The following is a 20,719-nucleotide window of genomic DNA, read 5'->3' as shown; positions in this document are numbered from 1 at the left end:
CCGCGCCCCGGTGGGGGGCGCGTACCCGCCCCCCCGGTCGCCCTCCCCGGGGGGGGGGGTCTGCGCACTTTTTTCTACAACAAAAAACCCCCCCCCCCGCCGCCCCCCCCCCCCCCCCCAGGATCAGTCATGGCGTGGAGCAATCTTCAGCCGGCCTTGCCCTGTGCATCCAGATAGCGCTCGGCATCCAGTGCGGCCATGCAGCCGAAGCCGGCGGAGGTGATGGCCTGCCGATAGTGCTGGTCGGCCACGTCGCCCGCGGCGAACACGCCTTCCACCGAGGTCTGGGTGGCGTTGCCGCCCAGGCCCGAGCGGATTTCCAGGTAGCCGTTGTTCATCGCCAGCTGGCCATCGAACAGGGTGGTGTTCGGGTGATGACCGATGGCCACGAAGAAGCCGTGCGCGTCGATGTCGCGGGTGCTGCCGTCCAGGGTGGACTTCACGCGCACACCGGTCACGCCGGCATCGTTGCCCAGCACTTCCTCGACCTGGTGGTGCCAGACGGTTTCGATCTTGCCGGCCGCGACCTTGGCGAACAGCTTGTCCTGCATGATCTTTTCCGCCTTGAGGGTGTCGCGGCGGTGGACCAGGTAGACCTTGCGGGCGATGTTGGACAGGTACAGGGCCTCTTCCACCGCAGTGTTTCCACCGCCTACCACGACCACGTCCTGGTCACGGTAGAAGAACCCGTCGCAGGTGGCGCAGGCGGACACGCCGCGGCCCTTGAATGCCTCTTCGGTCGGGATGCCCAGGTACTTGGCGGTGGCGCCGGTGGCGATGATCAGGGCGTCACAGGTGTATTCGTGACTGTCGCCGATCAGCCGGAACGGGCGCTGGGACAGGTCGGCGGTGTGGATGTGGTCGAAGATGACCTCGGTCTCGAAGCGCTCGGCGTGAGCCTGCATGCGCGCCATCAGGTCCGGGCCCATCAGGCCATGGGCGTCACCCGGCCAGTTGTCGACCTCGGTCGTGGTCATCAGCTGACCGCCCTGCTGCAGGCCGGTGATGACGACCGGCTTCAGGTTGGCGCGGGCGGCGTAGACCGCAGCGGTCCAGCCGGCCGGGCCGGAACCGAGGATGACAAGCCGTTGGTGGCGGGAGGGCAGGCTGGTGCTCATGTAAACTCGCGAAAAGGTAAGTGGGACAAGGCGCTGGCGATGTTTGCGCAGCATCCACGGCAGGTCATAGAGTGGCGGCTGGGGCAGGGCGATTCAAGCCGATGAACAGAACGCCGTCGCCCATCGACGGTTTCCGGCCCCGGAGGGCGCCTCGCAGCGTCGCATAACTGAAAACTGACGCCGTCTCATTTATTATCAATCACTAACAGCGCATTCCAAAGGTATGGTCTAAGGTGGCGAAGCAGGTCCCCGAACGCTCCAAGTCCGACGACAGCAAGGCGTCACGTCGCACGGCCGCGGCGGCGGCGACGACCGACAACCCCCGCCGCCAGCGCCTCTGGCGCGACCTGGGCCTGATCGCGATCGCGCCGGCCCTGCTGTACCTGGCGGCAAGTCTGTTCACCTACTCGGCGTCGGACCCCGGCTGGTCGCATACCGGCAGCGTGGTCGCGCCGGTGCACAACATGGGCGGCCGCGCCGGTGCCTGGATCGCCGACGTGCTGCTGCAGTTGTTCGGCTACATCGCGTTCCTGCTGCCGGTGGTGCTCGCCGCGCTGGCCTGGATCGCCATGTTCGGCCTCAAGCGGGAAAGCAAGGGCGAGAACGACCTCGATCCGGCCCTGCGCCTGGTCGGTCTGGTCGGCTTCCTGATCGCCGGCACCGGCTTCCTGCATGTGCGCCTGTTCAATGGTGATGTGTCCAGTGCGGGCGGCATCCTTGGCAAGCTGGTGGGCAACTCGCTGACCGTCGGGTTCGGAGCGCTGGGCGCGAACCTGTTCGTGCTGGTGCTGCTGCTGGCCTCAATCACCCTGGCCACCGGCCTGTCGTGGTTCACGGTGATGGAGAAGATCGGCCGTGGGGTGATGTCGCTGGCGCCGCTGCTGGAGCGCAAGAAGGAACAGGCGACCGAGTGGAAGCAGACCCGTGCCCTGCGCGAGGAGCGCCAGGAAGTCCGCAAGGCGGACGCCGAGGTGCGCGCCAAGCGCGAGCCGGTGAAGATCGAACCGCGCCCGGAACCGGTGATCGAGAAGAGCGACCGGGCCAAGCGTGACAACCAGATACCGATGTTCCGCGGCGTCAACGGCGATGGTTCGGACCTGCCGCCGCTGGCCCTGCTGGATGATCCCAAGCCGCAGCCCAAGGGCTACGACGAGGAGACACTGGAGACCCTGTCGCGGCAGATCGAGTTCAAGCTGAAGGATTTCCGCATCGACGCACAGGTGGTCGGCGCCTATCCGGGCCCGGTCATCACCCGCTTCGAGATCGAGCCGGCGCCGGGCATCAAGGTCAGCCAGATCAGCTCGCTGGACAAGGACATCGCCCGCGGCCTGTCGGTCAAGTCGGTGCGCGTGGTCGATGTGATTCCCGGCAAGTCGGTGATCGGCCTGGAGATTCCCAACGTCACCCGCGAGATGATCTTCCTGTCCGAGCTGCTGCGGTCGAAGGAGTACGACAAGGCCTCCAGCGTGCTGACCCTGGCGCTGGGCAAGGACATCGCCGGCCGCCCGACCGTGGCCGACCTGGCGCGCATGCCACACCTGCTGGTGGCCGGTACCACCGGCTCGGGCAAGTCCGTGGCCGTCAATGCGATGGTACTGAGCCTGCTGTACAAGGGCTCGCCGAAAGATCTGCGGATGCTGATGATCGACCCGAAGATGCTCGAACTGAGCGTCTACCAGGGCATCCCGCATCTGCTCGCGCCGGTGGTCACCGACATGAAGGAGGCCGCCAACGGCCTGCGCTGGTGCGTGGCGGAGATGGAGCGCCGCTACAAGCTGATGAGCGCGGTGGGCGTGCGCAACCTGGCCGGCTTCAACAAGAAGGTGAAGGACGCCGAGGACGCCGGCCAGCCGCTGATGGACCCGTTGTTCAAGCCGAACCCGGAGCTGGGCGAGGCGCCGCGCCCGCTGGAGACGCTGCCGTTCATCGTCATCTTCATCGACGAATTCGCCGACATGATGATGATCGTCGGCAAGAAGGTCGAAGAACTGATCGCACGTCTGGCACAGAAGGCACGTGCAGCCGGCATCCACCTGATCCTGGCCACCCAGCGTCCGTCGGTGGATGTAATCACCGGCCTGATCAAGGCCAACATTCCCACCCGCATCGCGTTCCAGGTGAGCTCGAAGATCGACTCGCGCACCATTCTCGACCAGTCCGGCGCGGAGACGCTGCTGGGGCACGGCGACATGCTGTACCTGCCGCCGGGCACCGCCATGCCCGAGCGTGTGCACGGCGCGTTCGTCTCCGACGATGAAGTGCATCGCGTGGTCGAGCATCTCAAGGCGATGGGTCCGGCCGATTACATCGAGGGCGTGCTGGACGAGGTTCAGACCCTGGGGGACGGCGTGGTGGTGGGTGCCACCGGCCTGCCGGAAACCAGTGCCGGCGGCGACGAGTCGGATCCGCTGTATGACGAGGCACTGAGGGTGGTCACGGAGACCCGCCGCGCGTCGATTTCCGGCGTGCAGCGCCGGCTGAAGATTGGCTACAACCGTGCGGCGCGACTGATCGAGGCCATGGAAGCGGCCGGCGTTGTCAGTGCGCCCGAGCACAATGGCGACCGGACGGTGCTGGCACCGCCGCCGCCGAAGTAAGGCCCGACGTACCCCCACGACGTCCAAGGATCCGACGAATGCTTCATCCCGTACCACGCGCGCTGGCGCTGGCGCTGGCTGGCCTGGTGGCCGCCAGCCCGGCCCTGGCGGAGACCGCCACCCCCGCGCCCGCTACGGCGCCGCCTTCCGCCAGCGGCGATACCGAAGCCAGCAACAACTTCAGCATCGTCCGCTATCGCGCCGACTACCAGGTGCGGCCCGACGCAGGCAATGTGCAGACCGAGACCTACGAGGTCCTGCTCAAGACCAAGGCCTCGGTCGAGCAGTTCAGCCAGGTGCGGCTGAGCTACAGCGAGAAGATGGAGACGCTGGAGGTGCTCGACGCCTACACCATCACCGCCGATGGCCAGCGCCGTGACGTTCCGGCAGATCGCATCTACACCCAGGAAAGCTATTCCAGCGCCTCGGCAGCGATGTACGCCGACCGCAAGGTGCGGGTGATCGTGTTCCCGAACCTGGCGCCGGGCACGCGCCTGTATTACCAGGTGCGCCGCACCCAGGCCATGCCGTACTTCCCGGGCTACTTCGGCCTGTGGGAGACCTTCAATGTGTTCACCGAATACGAGGATGCCGAGGTGACGCTGAGCGCACCGGCCAACCTGCCGATGTTCGTCGACAGCCGCGGCGTGCAGGGCAGCGATCGCCCGGTGGTGAGGAACGGCCAGGCGCAGTGGCGCTGGCGCTACCAGCGCCGCGAGGCGATGCAGGCGCAGAACTGGTCGGCCGCCGGCTGGGAGTTCGGCCCGAACATCATGGCCAGCACCTATCGTGACTGGGCGCAGATGGGCCGGGCGTACCAGCTCAAGGCCGGTCCCGCCGCGCAGGTCACGGCGGAGATCCAGGCGCTGGCCGACCAGGTCACCGCAGGCATCGGCGACCGTCGCTCGCAGGCCGATGCGCTGTACCGCTGGGTCGCTCAGAACATCCGCTACGTCGCGGTGTACCTGGGCAATGGCGGGCTGGAGCCCAACAGCGCGCAGAGCATCCTCGACAACCACTATGGGGACTGCAAGGACCATGTGACCCTGCTGGAAGCCCTGCTGGCCGCCAAGGGAATTGCCAGTTCGCCGGTGCTGATCGGCGCCGGTGGCGGGCCGACGCTGCCGAAGATTCCGGTGCTGGGGCGCTTCAACCACGCCATCACCTACATTCCCGAGTTCGATCTGTACCTGGATTCGACCACCGCCTGGGCGCGCTTCGGCCAGTTGCCCGAGGGCGACCTGGGCGCGCCGGTGATGCGCACGGCCGACGCGAGCCTGGCACGCACGCCGGCCAATGGTCCGCAGCGCAACGCAACCTCGATGGAGGTGCGCTTCACGTTCGATGCCAACGGCAATCTGCGTGGCGAGACGATTCCGCAGCTGGGCGAGAATGCGGAGATCGGCATGCGCGCACAGTTCGCCCAGCTCAATGCGCAGAATCGGGCGCGCGCCGAGGAGTCGATCATGGCCGCGTCCGGTTTTGATGGCCGCGGCCAGCTGCAGCTGCAGGGCGTCCCGGTCGATCTGACCCGGCCGTTCGGCTACCGCATGGCCTTCCAGGCGGAAGACTACGTGGACTTCAGCGTGGCCGGGGGCATGGCGGTGCCGGATCCGCCAGGCGGCGAGTCGGTGCGCGGGCTGTACGCTACCGCGTCTGCACCGGCCAACGAGACGCCGTTCTACTGCAACGCGAGCCTGCGTGAAGAAACCTATCGCCTGCAGTTCCCGGCCAACGCGCCGATCATCGCGGTTCCGGCCAGCCAGCGTTTTGCCAATGCCGCGGGCGAGTACCGGGTGGACTGGAGCCGGCAGGGCCAGGAGGTGATCGTCCACCATCGCCTGCAGCAGAATGCCGTGCGTGGACCGGAGGCACTGTGCCAGCCCCAGGACTACGCCGCGTTCCGCGCGCTGTATCGCGAAGTGCGCCGCGGCTTCCGCGGACAGGTCCTGTATGGAAGGCTGCCTGCGCCGGCCAACTGAATCGCCGGTGGACGAGCGGGGCGGCATAATGTCGCCCTGATCGCCCATTCATCTTTGCCCGGGCACACTGACATCCACCTTTCCTTGCGCCCGCGCCCACAGGATTCCCGCATGAACGTCCGCCTCCGCCGTATTCTTGCCGCCAGCACTCTCGCCATGGCCTGCGCCGCCGCGGGCAGCGCGTGGGCGGGTGCCCGCGATGACCTGAAGAACTTCACCAGCGGCCTGAAGGGCCTGGATGGCCAGTTCAGCCAGCAGGTGTTCGACAGCCGCGGCAAGGTCAAGGAGTCGACCAGCGGCCGCGTGGCCCTGTCGGCCCCGCGCCTGTTCCGCTGGGAGTACGTGCGGCCGCATGAACAGCTGATCGTGGCCGACGGCAAGAAGGTCTGGATGTACGAGCCGGATCTGGAGCAGGCCACCGTGCGCGAGCAGGGCAAGGAAGAGCAGAACAGCCCCTTGACCGCGCTGATCAACCCGGCGCTGCTGGAGCAGCAGTACGACCTCAGCGAGGAGGCGGCACAACGGGATGGCCTGCAGTGGCTGTCGCTGTCGCCGAAGCGCGATACCGAGGCCAGCTTCCAGTACGCCGCACTAGGCTTCAACGCCCAGGGGCTGGCGAGGATGGAGATCACCGACGCGGTCGGCCAGCGCACCGTGATCAATTTCAGCGGCTGGAAGCGCAACCCGACCTTCGCGGCCTCGACCTTCCGCTTCAGCCCGCCGGCCGGCACCGACGTCATCGGCAACTGATGGGTGACGCCGGGCATGGCCCGGCGCTACCGATGTGCGCATTTCGCCGATCCGCCGGGCATGGCCCGGCGCTACCGACGGGGGGCGCGGTACAATGAGCGGGTGCCAAGACAACGCTCCACTTCCTTCCCCGGCCCCGATCTGCTGAGTGTCGATCGGGATCATCTGCGCCCGCTCGCCGAGCGCATGCGTCCGCAGACGCTCGATGAAATGGTCGGGCAGAAGCGCCTGCTCGCTCCGGACAGCGCACTGCGCCGAGCCGTCGAGTCCGGTCGGGTGCATTCGATGATCCTGTGGGGCCCGCCGGGCTGTGGCAAGACCACGTTGTCGCTGCTGCTGGCCGAGTATTCCGATGCCGAGTTCCGCGCCATCTCCGCCGTGCTGTCCGGCCTGCCGGAGGTGCGCCAGGTCCTGGCAGAAGCGGCGCAGCGTTTCGCCGAAGGCCGGCGTACCGTGCTGTTCGTCGATGAGGTGCATCGCTTCAACAAGGCGCAGCAGGACGCGTTCCTGCCGCATATCGAGCGCGGCACCATCCTGTTCGTGGGTGCCACGACCGAGAACCCGTCCTTCGAGCTGAACTCGGCGCTGCTGTCACGCTGCCGTGTGCACGTGCTGGAGGCGGTCTCGCCCACCGACATCGTCGAGGCACTGCAGCGGGCGCTGGGGGATCGCGAGCGCGGCCTGGGCCAGGAGTCCATCGAGGTTGCGCCCGAGCTGCTGCTGGAGATCGCCACCGCTGCCGATGGCGACGTGCGCCGCGCGTTGACCCTGCTGGAAATCGCCGCCGAACTGGCAGGGGGCGAGGGCGGGCACATCACCCCGCAGACGCTCACCCAGGTGCTGGCCGACCGTACCCGCCGTTTCGACAAGGGTGGCGAGCAGTTCTACGACCAGATCTCGGCGTTGCACAAGTCGGTGCGCAGTTCCAATCCCGATGCGGCGCTGTACTGGCTGACCCGCATGCTCGACGGCGGCTGTGATCCGTCGTACCTGGCGCGCCGGCTGACCCGCATGGCGATCGAGGACATCGGCCTGGCCGATCCGCGAGCACAGAGCATGGCGCTGGAAGCGTGGGACATCTACGAACGGCTGGGCAGCCCCGAAGGCGAGCTCGCGTTCGCCCAGCTGGTGCTGTACCTGGCCAGCACCGCCAAGTCGAATGCAGGCTACGCGGCGTTCAACCAGGCCAAGGCCGACGTGCGCCAGAGCGGTACCGAAGAGGTGCCGCTGCACCTGCGCAACGCGCCGACCAAGCTGATGAAGGAACTGGGCTACGGTGCCGAGTACCAGTATGACCACGATGCGGAAGGCGGGATCGCGCTGGATCAGACCGGCTTCCCCGATGCGATGGGCGAGCGCGTGTACTACAACCCGGTGCCGCGCGGACTGGAGATCAAGCTGAAGGAAAAGCTCGACCGGTTGCGCGCCGAGCGCGAGGCGGCGCGGGCGGCGAAGCGGCGTTGATCGCCGTTACGCAACCAATCCGATTGTCGGGTCCACGCTGATTCGAGAGAATCCCCGGTTCACTTCTCAAGGATGACGTTCATGCAGGACATGACTCTGGCGTTGAAGCGGTACGCCCAGTTCGAGGGTCGGGCCAATCGCCGCGAATACTGGATGTTCCAGCTGTTCCTGTTTCTGGTGGCCACGGCGGTGTCGCTGCTGGCCGGCGTGCTGGCGATCCTCATGCGCTCCAGTCCGGACGCACTGAGCGCCATCCTGATCGGCATGATGGCGCTGCTGGGCCTGATGTGGCTGGCGACGATCGTGCCGCTGATCGCCGTCACCGTGCGCCGTCTGCATGACTGCAACCAGTCCGGCTGGCTCTATCTTCTCGCATTGGTGCCGATGGGCGGCCTGGTGATCCTGGTGTTCGCTCTGCTGCCGGGCACGCCGCAGGAAAACCCGTACGGCCCCGTGCCTGCGGGCCCTTGACGCGGCACCCGCCGGGCAGCGCCCGGTCTTGGGAATCGGCCCTCCCGCCTTGGCGGGAACGAGATGATGCGTCCCATGACGCCGCGTTATCGCGCGCGTGATACACAGTGTGACGTTTGATCGTTGTGATAATCATTCGCGTTTAAGGTAGACTGCGGTCCCTTGTGAAACAGCGGCCCAGGCCGCTGACGTCGCCCGCCGATGAAGCATTTCGTCCTGCCTCCGCACCGTGGTCCGCTGGCCCGCGGCCTTGCCGTCCTGATGATGGGTCTGCTCCTGGCTACCCCGTATGCGTACGCGCAGCAGCGCAATCCGCTGCAGAAGATCGGCCACACCGTGCTGGATGAGCCGGCCGCCAGCTATCGCTTCGAGCATTTCGTGATCGACAGTGCCGACACGCAGCGCCGCTGGCGGGTGAATCTGGCGATTCCGGTCCGCGCCTCCAGTGCACCTTCGCCGGTGCTGTACGCGCTGGACGGCAATGCGGTGGCGATGGTGCTCGACCAGCCGCTGCTGGCTGAACTTGCAGCACTCAAGGCGCCTCCGGTGCTGGTGCTGATCGGCTATGACAATGATCTGCGCATCGACTCGAAGGCGCGGACCCGTGACTACACGGCATGGATCGACCGCGCCGACGATGAGAGCGGCGCAACCCAGGCGGTCGGCGGGGGCGCTGCGGCGTTCCTTGATGTGATCGAACGCCGCATCAAGCCCGAGGTGGAGCGTCGCGCGCGCGTCGACACCGGGCAGCAGGCGCTGTGGGGGCACTCGCTCGGTGGCCTGTTCGTGCTCAACGCGCTGTACACCCGGCCGGCCGCGTTCCAGGCCTATCTCGCCGCCAGTCCCTCACTGTGGTGGGCGCAGGGCGCGGCGCTGGGCGATCCCGAACAGCAGTTCGTGCAGAACGTCCATGGGCAGCCGGCCAGGGTCTGGTTGATGCTGGGAGGCGCTGAGCGCGTCGGCGACCGCGGCAAGCGTGACCTGAACAACCCGCGGGTGGTCGCGCACCTGCGCCGCATCGGCGGCGCCACGCCTGACGCGGCGATGCAGTTGTCCGAGCGGCTGCGCCGGGTGCCGGGGCTGAGCGTGCAGTACCGCGAGTTTCCTGGCCTGGGCCATGGCCCGATGCTGCCGGCGTCCTTCCACGCGGCGCTGCATGAGCTGTACGGGGTGACCGATCGCAGTGCAGGCGATGGCGCCAGTGCAACGGATGGGCCGTCCAGCGAATGAATCCCTTCGCGCGGCGTGCCGTGCGACCCCACTACCCAGGCGAGGCTGCCCGCGTGCAGCGGCCCAGGCAACCGATGAATCCCGCGCCACGCGGCGCGGCCTACGTGTGCAAGGAGCCTGTCATGTCGTTCCGTTCCTCCCTTCGTCCTTCGCTTCGCTTCACCACTCTGGCCACCGGCCTGCTGCTGGCCGTCGCGGCCACCGCGCAGCCGGTATTCGATCAACCGGCCAACGCCACGTTCAAGGGCCAGGTGGTCTCGCGCGGCGACAATGTGGTGCCGGGCAGCACCGCCGATGTGGTCGGTCGCGGCTTCGTGCCGGGCCAGAAGGTCAGCCTGCTGCGCGGCGACAGCGTGTTGAACGCCCAGCCGGTGGTGGTTGATGCCGATGGCAACTTCAAGACCCAGCTGGCCATTCCCGCCGATGCCGTGCCGGGCACCCATCCGGTCGTGGTGCGGGCGAGCCAGCCGGCCGCCGCGACGGTGCTGAAGCTGCGCGTCTCGCCGCAGCTGCCGCTGTCGGGCCAGGCGCAGTTCACCACCCAGTCCAACAAGCTGGTGCCGGGCCTGTACCAGTCCGCCTACAGCGCCGCCAGCAATGCGCTGTTCGTGACCTCCGCGGTCGGCCGGCCGCCGGTGACCCAGTCGCAGCTGCTGAAGATCGACCCGGCGTCGCTGAAGGTCAGCAAGGCGATCACTCCGGCGCAGGTGCCGGGCAGTACCAACGGCGCGGTCTATGCGGTGTACGGCGTGGGCGTGGATGATGCCAACGGCAACGTGTGGGTGACCAATACCCGTCAGAACAGCGTGGCCGTCTATCGCCAGAAGGATCTGTCGCTGGTGCACCAGTTCCCGGTCGATGCGGTGCCGCATGCGCGCGACGTGGTGATCGATGGTACCCGCGGCAAGGTGTTTGCCTCGGCCACCGGTGAGGATCACCTGTCGGTATTCGATGCGAAGACGTTCAAGGAGCTGCCCGCGGTGACGCTTGAATCGGGCGTGGATGACGGCAAGTTCACGCCGATGAGCCTGGTGCTGGACGAGAAGGGCGGCAAGCTGTTCACCGTCAGCATCGGCACGCCGGAGGCGGCGGTGATCGACGTGGCCAGCGGTGAGGTCGAGAAGGTGATCGATCTGGGCAACTCGATCAGCGCGTCGGGCGTGGCGTTCGACGCGGCGCGCAACCGGTTGTACGTGGCGTCGCAGGGCACCGACAACCTGCTGATCGTCGACGTCGCAGCCGGCAAGGTGCTGCACGATGTGCCGGTGGGCGCGGGTGCGCTGAACGTCGCCTTCGATGATGCATCCGGCCTGGCCTATGTCAGCAACCGTGGCGCCGGCACCGTGACCGTGGTCGACCGCGAGGGCAAGGTGGTCGCCAACCTCGACGGCGGCACTTTGCCGAACCACGTCCGTGCCGATGGCAAGGGCAACGTGTTCGCGGTGAACAAGTCGCGCGGCGCTGAAGACCCGAAGGGTGACCGCATCACCCGCATCACCCCGAAGCAGTAAGTCAGACGGCAGGGCGGCGCGCGCGTCGCCCTGCCAGCAAGGAGAACGTCCATGAACATCGTGCCCCGTCTGCGCCTGTGCGCACTTCCGTTGGCTGTTTCGCTGGCACTGGCTGCCTGTGGCGGCTCGTCGGCTCCCTCCGATGCCAAGAAGCCTTCCGAACCGCCGCCGGCGGCGATGGCGGCCGCCGCGGACACCGCGTTGCCGGCAGGCTGGAAACGCGTGGCCGGTGCCGAGATGCCGGCCGTGCATGACCAGAAGGCCGTGCTGCCGGCCAAGGTGCATTCCGATGACGGCGCCGATATCGCGGTGACCGACACCCGCCGGATCATCGCCGGTGGCGACGACGTCATCGCGGTGATCGAGGCGCTGGGGCTGGGCAAGCAGGTATTTGCCGCCCCGACCAACACCACCACCGAGGCTGGCCGGGCTGCGCCGCACCAGTTCCTGTTCAACCGCACCACGGGTGTGGAGGGTGTGCTGAGCCTGCGGGGTTCGCTGTTCCTGGGCAACAGCCTGCGCCGCCACACCGAGCTGGCGAAGAAGCTGCGCGAGGTGGGGGAGCCGGCGGTGGTCATCGACGATCTGCAGCCGGCGCCGGACAAGGTGCGCAAGGTCGCCGCCGCACTCGGGCTGGCCGAAGCAGGGCAGACGCTTGCCACGCAGGTGCAGCGTCAGCTGGATGAGGCCGCAGCGATCGGCCGGGGCCTGGGCCATGCGCCGCGTGTGATCCATGTGTCGGCCACCGGTGCCGGTGGCGCACCGACCGTTGCGGGCGCCGACAGCGCATCGGCGCAACTGATCGCGCTGGCCGGCGGCGTCAACATCGGCACCGAAGCGGGAGTGAAGAACTACTCGCAGCTGAGCAATGAGGGCGTGGTCGCCGCGGCACCGGAGGTGATTCTGGTGACCGAGCACGATCTGCAGCTGTTCGGCGGTGCCGAGGGCCTGTGGAAGTCGTACCCGACGCTGAAGCAGACACCGGCCGGGCAGGCCAACCGGGTCTGGGTGATGCCGGATGTGCAGCTCAAGTACACCAGCGTAGGTTCCGGGGCTGGCGCACTGGCGCTGGCGCGGGCGCTGGCGGCGCTGCCGAAGGCATGAGTCCGGCGGACCGGCGCCGTCGTCGCGGGCGGACGATGTTGATGGTGGCGATGCTGGCACTGCTGGCCGCCATTCTGGCCTCGTTTGCGGTCGGGCCACTGCGCTTGCCACCGCTGGAGGTGCTGCAGGCGCTGGCGGTGAAGATGGGGCTGCTCGATCCGCAGGCGGTGAGCAGCCGCGACCTGGCGGTGGTCTGGCAGCTGCGCATCCCGCGCGCCCTGTTGGGCGCGGTGGTGGGGGCATCGCTGGCGATGGCCGGTGCCAGCCTGCAGGGCCTGTTCGGCAATCCGTTGGCGGACCCGGGCATTGTCGGCGTCAGCCAGGGCGCCGCGCTGGGCGCGGTCGCCGCCATCGTGCTCGGTGCTGCAGGTGCGGCCGGCTGGTTGGTGCCGGTGGCCGCGTTTGCCGGCGGTGCGCTGGCGATCGGCCTGACCTACGCCCTTGCCCGGCCGGGCAAGGGCAGTGGCAATGCCACGCTGTTGCTGGTCGGCATCGCCATGGCGGCGTTCTGCTCGGCGCTGATCGGTTTCCTGACCTACATCGCCAGCGAGAGCGAACTGCAGTCGCTGGTGTTCTGGCAGATGGGTTCGCTGGCCCGCGCCAGCTGGAGTGATGTCGCCGCCGTGGTGCCGTTGTTCGCCATCGGCGTGTTCGCGCTGCAGCGCCTGGCAACGCCACTGGACATGCTGGCGCTGGGGGAACGCCAGGCCCAGCATCTGGGCCTGGACGTGGCACGGACCCGCCGCCGGCTGGTGGCGTTCAGTGCCCTGCTGGTGGGTGCGGCCGTCGCGTTTGCCGGTTCGATCAGCTTTGTCGGCCTGGTGGTGCCACACGTGGCGCGCATGCTGGTGGGGCCGGGGCACCGCTGGTTGCTGCCCCTTTCCGGCCTGCTGGGGGCGCTGCTGATCGTGGTGGCCGATACGGCCGCGCGCACGCTCGACCCGCCGGCGGAGATTCCACTCGGTCTGTTCTCGGCTGCACTGGGTGCACCATTCTTCCTCTGGCTGGTGCTGCAGCAGCGCCGCAAGGCAGCCCCATGACGGCCCTGCTTCATCTGCGCGACGTCGTGGTGCGACGCGGGCAGCGCGAGATCCTGCACGGCATCAACCTGGCGTTCGAGCCGGCGACGGTCACTGCCTTGGTGGGGCCCAACGGCGCTGGCAAATCGACGCTGCTGGCAGTCGCTGCGGGCGATCTGCATGCCGATGCGGGTGAGGTGAGCCTGCTTGGCAGGCCGCTGGCCGGCTACAAGGCCGGTCCACTGGCGCGCGAGCGCGCGGTGATGCCGCAGGAGCACGGCGTGCGTTTCGCCTTCAGCGTGGAGGAGGTGGTGGCGATGGGGCGCCTGCCACACCCGCCCGATCCCGTACGCGATGACACGCAGGTGGAGGCCGCGATCGACGCGACCGAACTGCAGGCGCTGCGCCTGCGCGAGGTGCAGCAGTTGTCCGGTGGCGAGTCGGCCCGGACCACGTTCGCGCGCGTGCTGGCGCAGGATACGCCGCTGCTGCTTCTCGACGAGCCGACCGCTGCGCTGGATCTGCGCCACCAGGAGCGTACGCTGCGCAGCGTGCGTGCCTGTGCCGAGGCCGGGGCCTGCGTGATCGTGGTGCTGCACGACCTGAATCTGGCCGCCGGCCATGCCGACCGCATCGTGCTGCTGGAACAGGGCAGGGTGGCCGCCGACGGCTCACCCGCGCAGGTGTTGACCGTGGACACGCTGCAGCGGGTCTATCAGCAGGACGTGGTCGTGCTGGAGCATCCGAAGCGGGGCGTGCCGCTGGTGGTGGTCACCTGATCCGGGCGGCGAAAGGAATCCTCATCGTTCCACTGGTGCGCGCAATCAGCACTTGCGCGCCAGATTGGCAGGTCTAGAATGCGCCCCATGAACCGGATGCCGCTCCTGAAGTTTTTCACCCTGACCCGCGCAAGCGCGGAACGGGCGTGTCTGCCTGGAGCTCGACGGGGCCGCTGAATCGGCCACCGTTGGACCATCCACAGAGCGCCCTCCGGGGCGCTCTTTTCGTTTCCGCAGTCCCTTTCATCCACCCGCTGCACCGCAAGGAGAACGTGCCATGCACCAGATCGCCGAGACCGAACGCTAGCCGCGCATCCTGTCGCCAACCGGGGTGCGCGGCCCCCGAAGTTGGCTTGCAGGAACCCATCACATGAACACCCAGATCCTTTCCCGTCGTCGCAACCTCGGCATCATTGCCCACATCGACGCCGGCAAGACCACGCTCACCGAACGACTGCTGTGGAAGAGCGGCGAGATCCACCGCGTCGGTGAGGTCCATGACGGCAACGCCACCACCGATTTCTCGGCGATCGAGCGCGAGCGTGGCATCACCATCGGCGCAGCAGCCGTGCAGGCGCAGTGGGCGCCGCGCGATCTGCCGCCGCATCGGCTGACCCTGATCGACACCCCGGGCCACATCGATTTCGCCATTGAAGTCGAGCGTTCGCTGCGGGTGCTCGACGGTGCCGTTGCGGTGTTCTCTGCCGTGGATGGCGTGCAGCCGCAGTCGGAAACGGTGTGGCGCCAGGCGCGCCGGCACCGGGTGCCGTTGATCGCCTTCGTCAACAAGATGGATCGTGTCGGCGCCTCGTTCGAGCGCGTGCTGGAGCAGCTGCGGGACAAGCTGCAGGCGCGGCCGTGGGCGCTGGGTGTGCCGCTGGGCAGCGAAAGCGACTTCAGCGGCTGGGTCGATCTGGTGGATGAGCGCGTGCTGCAGTGGCGCGACGGCGGCGTGGTGACCATCACGCCGTGGGATGACGCTGCACGCAGCCAGTGGCAACCGCGGCGCGACGCGCTGGTGGAGGCCGTGGCCGACCATGACGAGGGTCTGGCCGATGCGTGGCTGGAGGGCCGGGTGATCGATGCGGAACTGCTGCGCGCGGCACTCCGGCGGGCGACGCTGGCCGGTGCGGGCGTGCCGGTGCTTGCGGGTGCGGCGTTCAAGGACAAAGGCATCGAGGCGCTGCTGGATGCGGTGGTCGATTACCTGCCTTCGCCGTTGGATCGGCCTGCCGTCACTGCCGAAGGCGAGGCCGGCGACGTGCTGCTGCCGCCGGATCCGGAGGGTCCGCTGGCGGGCCTGCTGTTCAAGATCACCCATCAGCAGCACGGTGCGCTGAGCTTCGTGAGGCTGTATTCGGGGACGCTGAAGGCAGGCGACGCTGTGGCCAGCTCGCAGCATCCGCAGGGTCGGCGTGTGAGCCGTCTGGTGCGGGTGCAGGCAGACCAGACCCATGACATCGAGCAGGCCGTGGCCGGTGACATCGTCGCGGTGCTGGGCTGGAAGGATGCGATCAGCGGTGAAACGCTGAGCGCACGCGATCAGCCGTTGCGCCTGGAGAGCATCCAGGCACAGGCACCGGTGCTCGCGTGGCGCCTGGAACCTGCGCGCGCAGCGGACCTGATCCGCATGGCGCAGGGGCTGGCCAGCCTCGCCCAGGAGGATCCCTCGTTCCGCGTGGAAACCGATCGTGAGAGCGGCGAAACGCTGGTATGGGGCATGGGCGAACTGCACCTGGATGTGATGGTCGAGCGCCTGCGCAGCGAATGGAAGGTCGATGTCGGCATCGGTTCGCCGCGCGTCGCCTACCAGGAAACGCCGTTGCGCGCGGTCTCCGGCGTGGTCGGCAGGGTCGTCAAGCAGAGCGGTGGCCAGGGCCAGTTCGCCCATGTGGTGCTGGACGTGGCGCCGCGCGAGGATGACCAGGTGGTGTTCAACGATCGCATCGTGGGAGGCGTGATCCCCCGTGGTTTCATCGCAGCGGTGGAGAAGGGTGCGCGTGCGGCGCTGTCGGAAGGACCGCATGGGCATCCGGTCGTGGGCATCGAAGTGACCCTGGTGGACGGCCAGACCCATGCCAAGGATTCCTCGGACATGGCGTTCCACCGGGCCGGCAGTGAGGCCGTCAGGGCCGCGCTGGCCAGTGCCGGCACGCAGGTGCTGGAGCCGGTGATGGCGGTAACGGTGCATTCGCCCTCGGCGTCGGTGGGCGACGTGGTCGGCGACCTCAACCGTCGCCACGGTCGCGTCGCGCGCATCGAGGACCAGGAGGGCCGTGCCGAAGTGAGCGGCTTTGCACCGCTGGCGCAGCTGGTGGGCTACACCACTGCGTTGCGCTCGCTCAGCCAGGGGCGCGCCAGCAGTGAATCGCACCTGCACGGTTACGAGCCGGTACGCGCTGCCTGAAGTGTGCAAGGGGCCCGTTCGCGGGCCCCTCTTGCTGCCGGCGAGCGGCGGCAGGGCGCATTGCAGTGCAACAAAAGTGTAGAAAAAGCTGGATTAAAGTGATGCCTCACGATAAATTGCGCACCCGTCGTTGCTTGCCGCTGTCTGCCCCCACTCATGCGTGATGACAAAGACCCCGGAACCCTGGAGCTGACCCTGCCGCGCAAGCGCGGTCGTCCGCCCAAATTCGGGTACGCGATGAGCGATGCGCAGCGCGCCGCGCGTTACCGCGCACGCAGGTCGGGCCAGGCCAACCACGCCGATGTGCGCTCCTGCAGTGACATGGTCCTGCTGGACAAGATCCGCGCCGCGGTCAGTGCGCGCGACACCGAACTGGCGGGCTTCCTTGTCCACGTCCTGTGGCAGCGCTATCCGCTGCAGCTGAAATAAGTCAGTGCCGGGGTGGTGGTCGTCACCCGGCTTGTTGATAATGCGGGATTCAGGTTGTTCCCGCTGGCGCGCCCGGGATGGCAGGCGCGCATGATGAAACGGTTCCTACGATGACCACCAGCGACACCACCACCGAAGCGGCGCAGGCCGGCACCCCCCTGTTCTACACCCGTCCGGTGCCGCTGCAGGCTGATGTGCACGCCGACCTGCGCATCCTGCCGGGCAAGCTTGATTTCGCCGCCGGCAACAACGCCATTCCGCTGGTGCTCGGCGAGTTCTCGCTGGCACTGCACCATTTCCCGATCCTGTTCGCCGGCCCCGGCGCCGTTCCGATGGCTGCCGTCGGCGTGACCAACGAGAACCTGTTCATCAAGGACGGGCTGTGGGAAGACGAGGCCTACGTTCCGGCCTATCTGCGTCGCCACCCCTTCATCTTCATCGACACCGGCGCGGACAATGATTTCCTGCTCGGCATCGATGAAGCGAGCCCGCGCGTGGTCAAGGGAGGCGAGGAAGGCCAGGCGCTGTTCGCCGACGGCAAGGCTACCGACATGGTGCAGCAGGCGCTGGAGTTCTGCGGCCAGTACACCCGCGAGCACGAACAGACCCAGGCCTTCTCCAAGGCGCTCATCGAGAAGGGACTGCTGGTCGAGCGCAACGCGACCGTACGCGCTCCGAACGGCCAGGAGTTCAACCTCAACGGCTTCCAGGTGGTCGACGTCGAGAAGTTCGTCGCGCTGCCCGAGGAAACCGTGATCGAATGGCACCGCAGCGGCTGGCTGGCCCTGATCCACCAGCACCTGATGTCGCTGGGCCGCTTCAACGACCTGACCCGTCGCCAGGTCGAACGCCTGGCAGCCTGAGCGGGCTGAAGGGCCGGGCTCCCGCGCAGCGGGGCCCGGTCCGTGCGGGACGTCAGCGCAGTGACTGCGGAACACGCCGCAGCTCGCGGGTGTCATATCCCATCGCGGCGATGCGTTTCACCGCCTGCGCATAGTCCTCCGCAGAGACCTGCGGGGTGCGCGCCATGTACCACACGTAGTCGCGCTTGCTACGCGCCACGATGGTCTGCTGGTAGTCGCTATCGATCCAGGCAATGACGTACTCGGCCTGAATGGGCCATACGAACTGCATGCCCCAGATGGCGCCGTTGCCTTCCTTCTCGACCCTGCCGATCGGGTGCATCGATCGCTGTGGTGCGTCGAAACTGCCCTTGCGATACGTGAAGGTGGTCTGGATGCGGCCGTCCGGCCGCGGCGCGTAGCTTTCAATGGCGTCAAACGCTTCGCGTTCCGGCCAGGAAGGGATATGGGCGATGACGTACCAGTCGCCCATGAAGCGGGGAACGTCGACCGCCTGCGGTCGCGGCAGGGGGCGCAGGTCACTTGAACTGCAGCCGGTGCCGAACAGGGCGATCGCCAGGAACGAGAGCAGCGGAAGGGGGCGCATGGTGACCTCAACGTGGCCGGAACAGGTAATGGGCAACCAGCCACTGCTGGCCGTTGTCGTAGCCGAACAACTCGGCGCAGGCCATCCAGAACATGCGCCAGCGGTTCCACCATTGCCTTGCCGCCGGCCTGCCATAGGTTGCCTCCAGGATCGGCATGATGCGTTCACGCGCGGCATCCTGGTTCGCCAGCCAGTGGTCAGCCGTACGCTGGTAATGCGTGCCATCCAGCAGCCAGCGCCGCTGCAGGCGCAGGTCCTGCTGGAAGTGCAGCAGAGTGTCGGCAGCGGGCATCAGCCCACCCGTGAAGAAGTGCCGCCCCATCCAGTTATCGCCGCCTTCGGTTTCAAAGGGGTACATCAGGGTGCGGTGGGCGAAGATGTGCACGAACAGCGCGCCGTCGGGCTTCAGCCACTGCGCGATGCGTGACATCAGCTGCGCATGGTTGCGGACGTGCTCGAACATCTCCACCGAAACGCAGCGGTCGAAACGGCCGGCCGGCAGCTCCAGCCGGTTCACATCGCAGGTGATCACCTCGACATTGCCCAGCCCGCGCAGCCTGCACTGTTCAAGGATGTGCTGGCGCTGGCTGTGCGAATTGGACACCGCCGTGATGCGCGCGCCCGGGAAGCGCTCGGCCATCCACAGGGTCAGCGAGCCCCAGCCACACCCCAGTTCAAGGATGTGCTGCCCGTCAGCCAGGCTGGCACGCTCGCCGTAGAGCTCGAGCATGGCGACTTCGGCTTCGTCCAGGGTCTCGCGACCGCTCGGGTAGTAGCAGCTGCTGTATTTCAGGCGCTTGCCCAGGCAGGCCTGGAAGAATGCGGCGGGGACTTCATAGTGTTGCCGGTTGGCGGCATCGACATGAAGCGCGACCGGGCTGCCGGCCAACTGCTCAAGGCACTGGTTGAAGCGCGCGGACTGCGCCTCGATGCCCCCGGCACTCTCTTCCTGGAGGCGTTGGGCGCACAGCCGGCGGATACCGGAGCGCAGGGCCACATCCGGAATGAGGCCGCGCTCGGCCCAGGCGATCAGCCCGGTTTCCGGATCGGCAGGCGTTGCGAGCGATGTGGCGACAGTCATGGCAGGTGCTCCTTGGACGAACGCGGGAACCACGGGAAGAACATCGGCGTGCTGCGCTGGTAGTCGCGGTAGTCCTCACCACGGCTGCGCAACGCCTGCTTTTCGGTGAAGGGAATGCCGCTGAGATAGCGCAGGAACAGGTACATCAGCACCGGTCCTGTCCACGCAAGCCAGCCCAATGGCGAGCCGACCGCGAGCAGGACGTAGGTGAACCAGTGCAGCCATTCGAAGAAGTAGTTGGGGTGCCGCGAGTACCGCCAGAGGCCGGTGCGGCAGGTGCGCCCCTTGTTGGCCGGGTCGGCGCGGAACCGTGCGAGCTGATGGTCGGCCAGCGCCTCGCCGCCGACGCTCAACAGCCAGACTGCGGCAGCGGCGGCAACCCAGCCCGCCGCGGCGGGCGAGTCGTTGCTGGCGACGGCCACGAATGGCAGGGAGAACAGCACGATCAGCAGCGCCTGGGCGATGAAGAAGCCGAAGATCTTGCCCTGGTGGCTCTGCCAGTGATCTCGCAGGTATCGGTAACGCCCGTCCTCGGCCTCGCGCCGCACGCGGCTCCACAGGTGCAGCGCGAGTCGGCCGCCCCACAGGCCGCCCAGCACCGCAAGGGCCACACGCGGCAGCGCGGCGCCGTCACCGAGCAGGGCCAGTATCAGCGCTGACGCAGCGACGCCCTTCGCCCACAGCACATCGACGATGCCGATGTTGCGGTGGCGGCGTTGCCATGCCCATCCCCAGGCCATGATGAGCAGGGCATACAGGGCAACCCAGGGCAGGGCGTTCATGGTCGGGCTCCGGCAAACGGTGGGCGGATGGCCAGCCTCGACCAGCGACGCGCAGCGATACACAGCAGCGGCAGGGCGATGCTCCAGCCGATACCCAGCGTCAGCAGGCCTTTCCAGGCCGGGGGCGAAAGCTGCACGGCGTCGAAGCCGCGGCTGGCGGACAGGTACGCCAGCGGGGCAAGCAGCAGGCCAAAGCACACGGGGAGCGCCGTGTTCCGCTGCAGGAAGGCCATCGATGCATTGATCGTCATCGCGAAGGACGCCCAGAGTGCGAGGATCCAGGGCGGTGGCATCCAGCCCAGGGGCGCAGCGGCATAACGCACCACGCCCGCGGCGGCAGCGGCGCCATCGACCAGCCACGCACAGGCCAGGGCCAGGACCAGCAGGCGGAGCTCGACCCGGGGCAGGGGACTGGTGCTGAGCTGGCTGGCCACGAACAGTGTGGCGGCCAGCAGTGCTGGCCATTGCAGCCCGCGCCCGGCGCCAGCGACCGCGCACAGCCAGACCGCCTGGTTGCCGAGCAGATTGAGCCAGGTGCGGCGCATG

18 protein-coding genes are annotated in these 20,719 nt (G+C 67.7%); 13 read left to right on the top strand and 5 right to left on the bottom strand.

Translation table 11 applies throughout. The features are described from left to right. Positions 1-146: 146 nt before the first annotated feature. Positions 147-1,118, bottom strand: coding sequence for a thioredoxin-disulfide reductase (gene trxB / locus ACVOME_RS03770; RefSeq protein ID WP_053517948.1), 972 nt, complete (start codon positions 1,116-1,118; stop codon positions 147-149). Positions 1,119-1,351: 233 nt separating this feature from the next. Here trxB and ACVOME_RS03765 point away from each other — a divergent pair, with 233 nt between their 5' ends. The 13 genes from ACVOME_RS03765 (at position 1,352) to ACVOME_RS03705 (ending at position 17,724) form a co-directional block, all read left to right on the top strand. After that, complete coding sequence (locus tag ACVOME_RS03765) at positions 1,352-3,715, top strand: DNA translocase FtsK (protein WP_481504752.1); 2,364 nt, start codon at positions 1,352-1,354, stop codon at positions 3,713-3,715. Positions 3,716-3,753: 38 nt separating this feature from the next. Beyond that, positions 3,754-5,697: a DUF3857 domain-containing protein gene (locus ACVOME_RS03760; RefSeq protein ID WP_481504751.1), complete on the top strand. Its 1,944-nt coding sequence runs from the start codon at positions 3,754-3,756 to the stop codon at positions 5,695-5,697. A 111-nt stretch (positions 5,698-5,808) separates the two neighbouring features. After that, a complete protein-coding gene (gene lolA / locus ACVOME_RS03755; RefSeq protein WP_065182198.1) occupies positions 5,809-6,447 on the top strand; it encodes an outer membrane lipoprotein periplasmic chaperone LolA in 639 nt (212 codons plus the stop codon). Between the two features lie 186 nt (positions 6,448-6,633). Next, positions 6,634-7,911, top strand: a complete 1,278-nt coding sequence (locus tag ACVOME_RS03750; RefSeq protein WP_227255445.1) for a replication-associated recombination protein A — start codon at positions 6,634-6,636, stop codon at positions 7,909-7,911. Positions 7,912-7,992: 81 nt separating this feature from the next. Then, entirely contained in the window at positions 7,993-8,382 is a 390-nt protein-coding gene (locus ACVOME_RS03745) for a DUF805 domain-containing protein (protein WP_065175700.1), read from the top strand. A 201-nt stretch (positions 8,383-8,583) separates the two neighbouring features. Beyond that, the gene (locus tag ACVOME_RS03740) at positions 8,584-9,612 is read left to right on the top strand and encodes an alpha/beta hydrolase (protein ID WP_065182201.1); all 1,029 of its coding nucleotides are present in this window, start codon (positions 8,584-8,586) and stop codon (positions 9,610-9,612) included. Positions 9,613-9,734: 122 nt separating this feature from the next. Then, on the top strand, positions 9,735-11,123 hold the full coding sequence (locus ACVOME_RS03735) for a YncE family protein (RefSeq protein ID WP_128988579.1): 1,389 nt from the start codon (positions 9,735-9,737) through the stop codon (positions 11,121-11,123). 51 nt (positions 11,124-11,174) lie between these two features. Then, complete coding sequence (locus ACVOME_RS03730; protein ID WP_262218073.1) at positions 11,175-12,227, top strand: heme/hemin ABC transporter substrate-binding protein; 1,053 nt, start codon at positions 11,175-11,177, stop codon at positions 12,225-12,227. Then, positions 12,224-13,267 (top strand): FecCD family ABC transporter permease, encoded by a 1,044-nt coding sequence (locus ACVOME_RS03725; RefSeq protein WP_053518563.1) that lies wholly within the window; start codon positions 12,224-12,226, stop codon positions 13,265-13,267. The genes ACVOME_RS03730 and ACVOME_RS03725 overlap by 4 nt, the downstream gene beginning before the upstream one ends. Continuing rightward, entirely contained in the window at positions 13,264-14,025 is a 762-nt protein-coding gene (locus ACVOME_RS03720; RefSeq protein ID WP_197599962.1) for a heme ABC transporter ATP-binding protein, read from the top strand. The genes ACVOME_RS03725 and ACVOME_RS03720 overlap by 4 nt, the downstream gene beginning before the upstream one ends. Positions 14,026-14,395: 370 nt before the next feature. Next, on the top strand, positions 14,396-16,432 hold the full coding sequence (gene fusA, locus ACVOME_RS03715; RefSeq protein WP_481504750.1) for an elongation factor G: 2,037 nt from the start codon (positions 14,396-14,398) through the stop codon (positions 16,430-16,432). Between the two features lie 156 nt (positions 16,433-16,588). After that, entirely contained in the window at positions 16,589-16,861 is a 273-nt protein-coding gene (locus ACVOME_RS03710) for a hypothetical protein (protein WP_019659661.1), read from the top strand. Between the two features lie 110 nt (positions 16,862-16,971). Continuing rightward, positions 16,972-17,724, top strand: a complete 753-nt coding sequence (locus ACVOME_RS03705; RefSeq protein ID WP_053518557.1) for a SapC family protein — start codon at positions 16,972-16,974, stop codon at positions 17,722-17,724. Between the two features lie 52 nt (positions 17,725-17,776). Here the strand turns inward: ACVOME_RS03705 and ACVOME_RS03700 are convergent, their stop codons facing one another. From ACVOME_RS03700 to ACVOME_RS03685, 4 genes are read right to left on the bottom strand one after another with little or no spacing between them, the layout of a single operon-like run. Beyond that, positions 17,777-18,310 (bottom strand): lipocalin family protein, encoded by a 534-nt coding sequence (locus ACVOME_RS03700; protein ID WP_065175694.1) that lies wholly within the window; start codon positions 18,308-18,310, stop codon positions 17,777-17,779. A gap of 7 nt (positions 18,311-18,317) precedes the next feature. Beyond that, positions 18,318-19,391 carry an SAM-dependent methyltransferase gene (locus ACVOME_RS03695; protein ID WP_065175693.1) on the bottom strand — a complete coding sequence of 358 codons (1,074 nt, stop codon included), beginning with the start codon at positions 19,389-19,391 and terminating at the stop codon, positions 18,318-18,320. Next, positions 19,388-20,173, bottom strand: a complete 786-nt coding sequence (locus ACVOME_RS03690) for a DUF1295 domain-containing protein (RefSeq protein ID WP_065182210.1) — start codon at positions 20,171-20,173, stop codon at positions 19,388-19,390. Before ACVOME_RS03690 ends, ACVOME_RS03695 begins: the two co-directional genes overlap by 4 nt. Beyond that, entirely contained in the window at positions 20,170-20,718 is a 549-nt protein-coding gene (locus tag ACVOME_RS03685; RefSeq protein ID WP_053518549.1) for a DUF2878 domain-containing protein, read from the bottom strand. Before ACVOME_RS03685 ends, ACVOME_RS03690 begins: the two co-directional genes overlap by 4 nt. Position 20,719 lies beyond the last annotated feature (1 nt).

It is taken from the genome of Stenotrophomonas sp. STEN008 (assembly GCF_056760435.1).
Note: the sequence above shows the minus strand (reverse complement) of the source record. Positions and strands in the feature narration are given on the sequence as shown.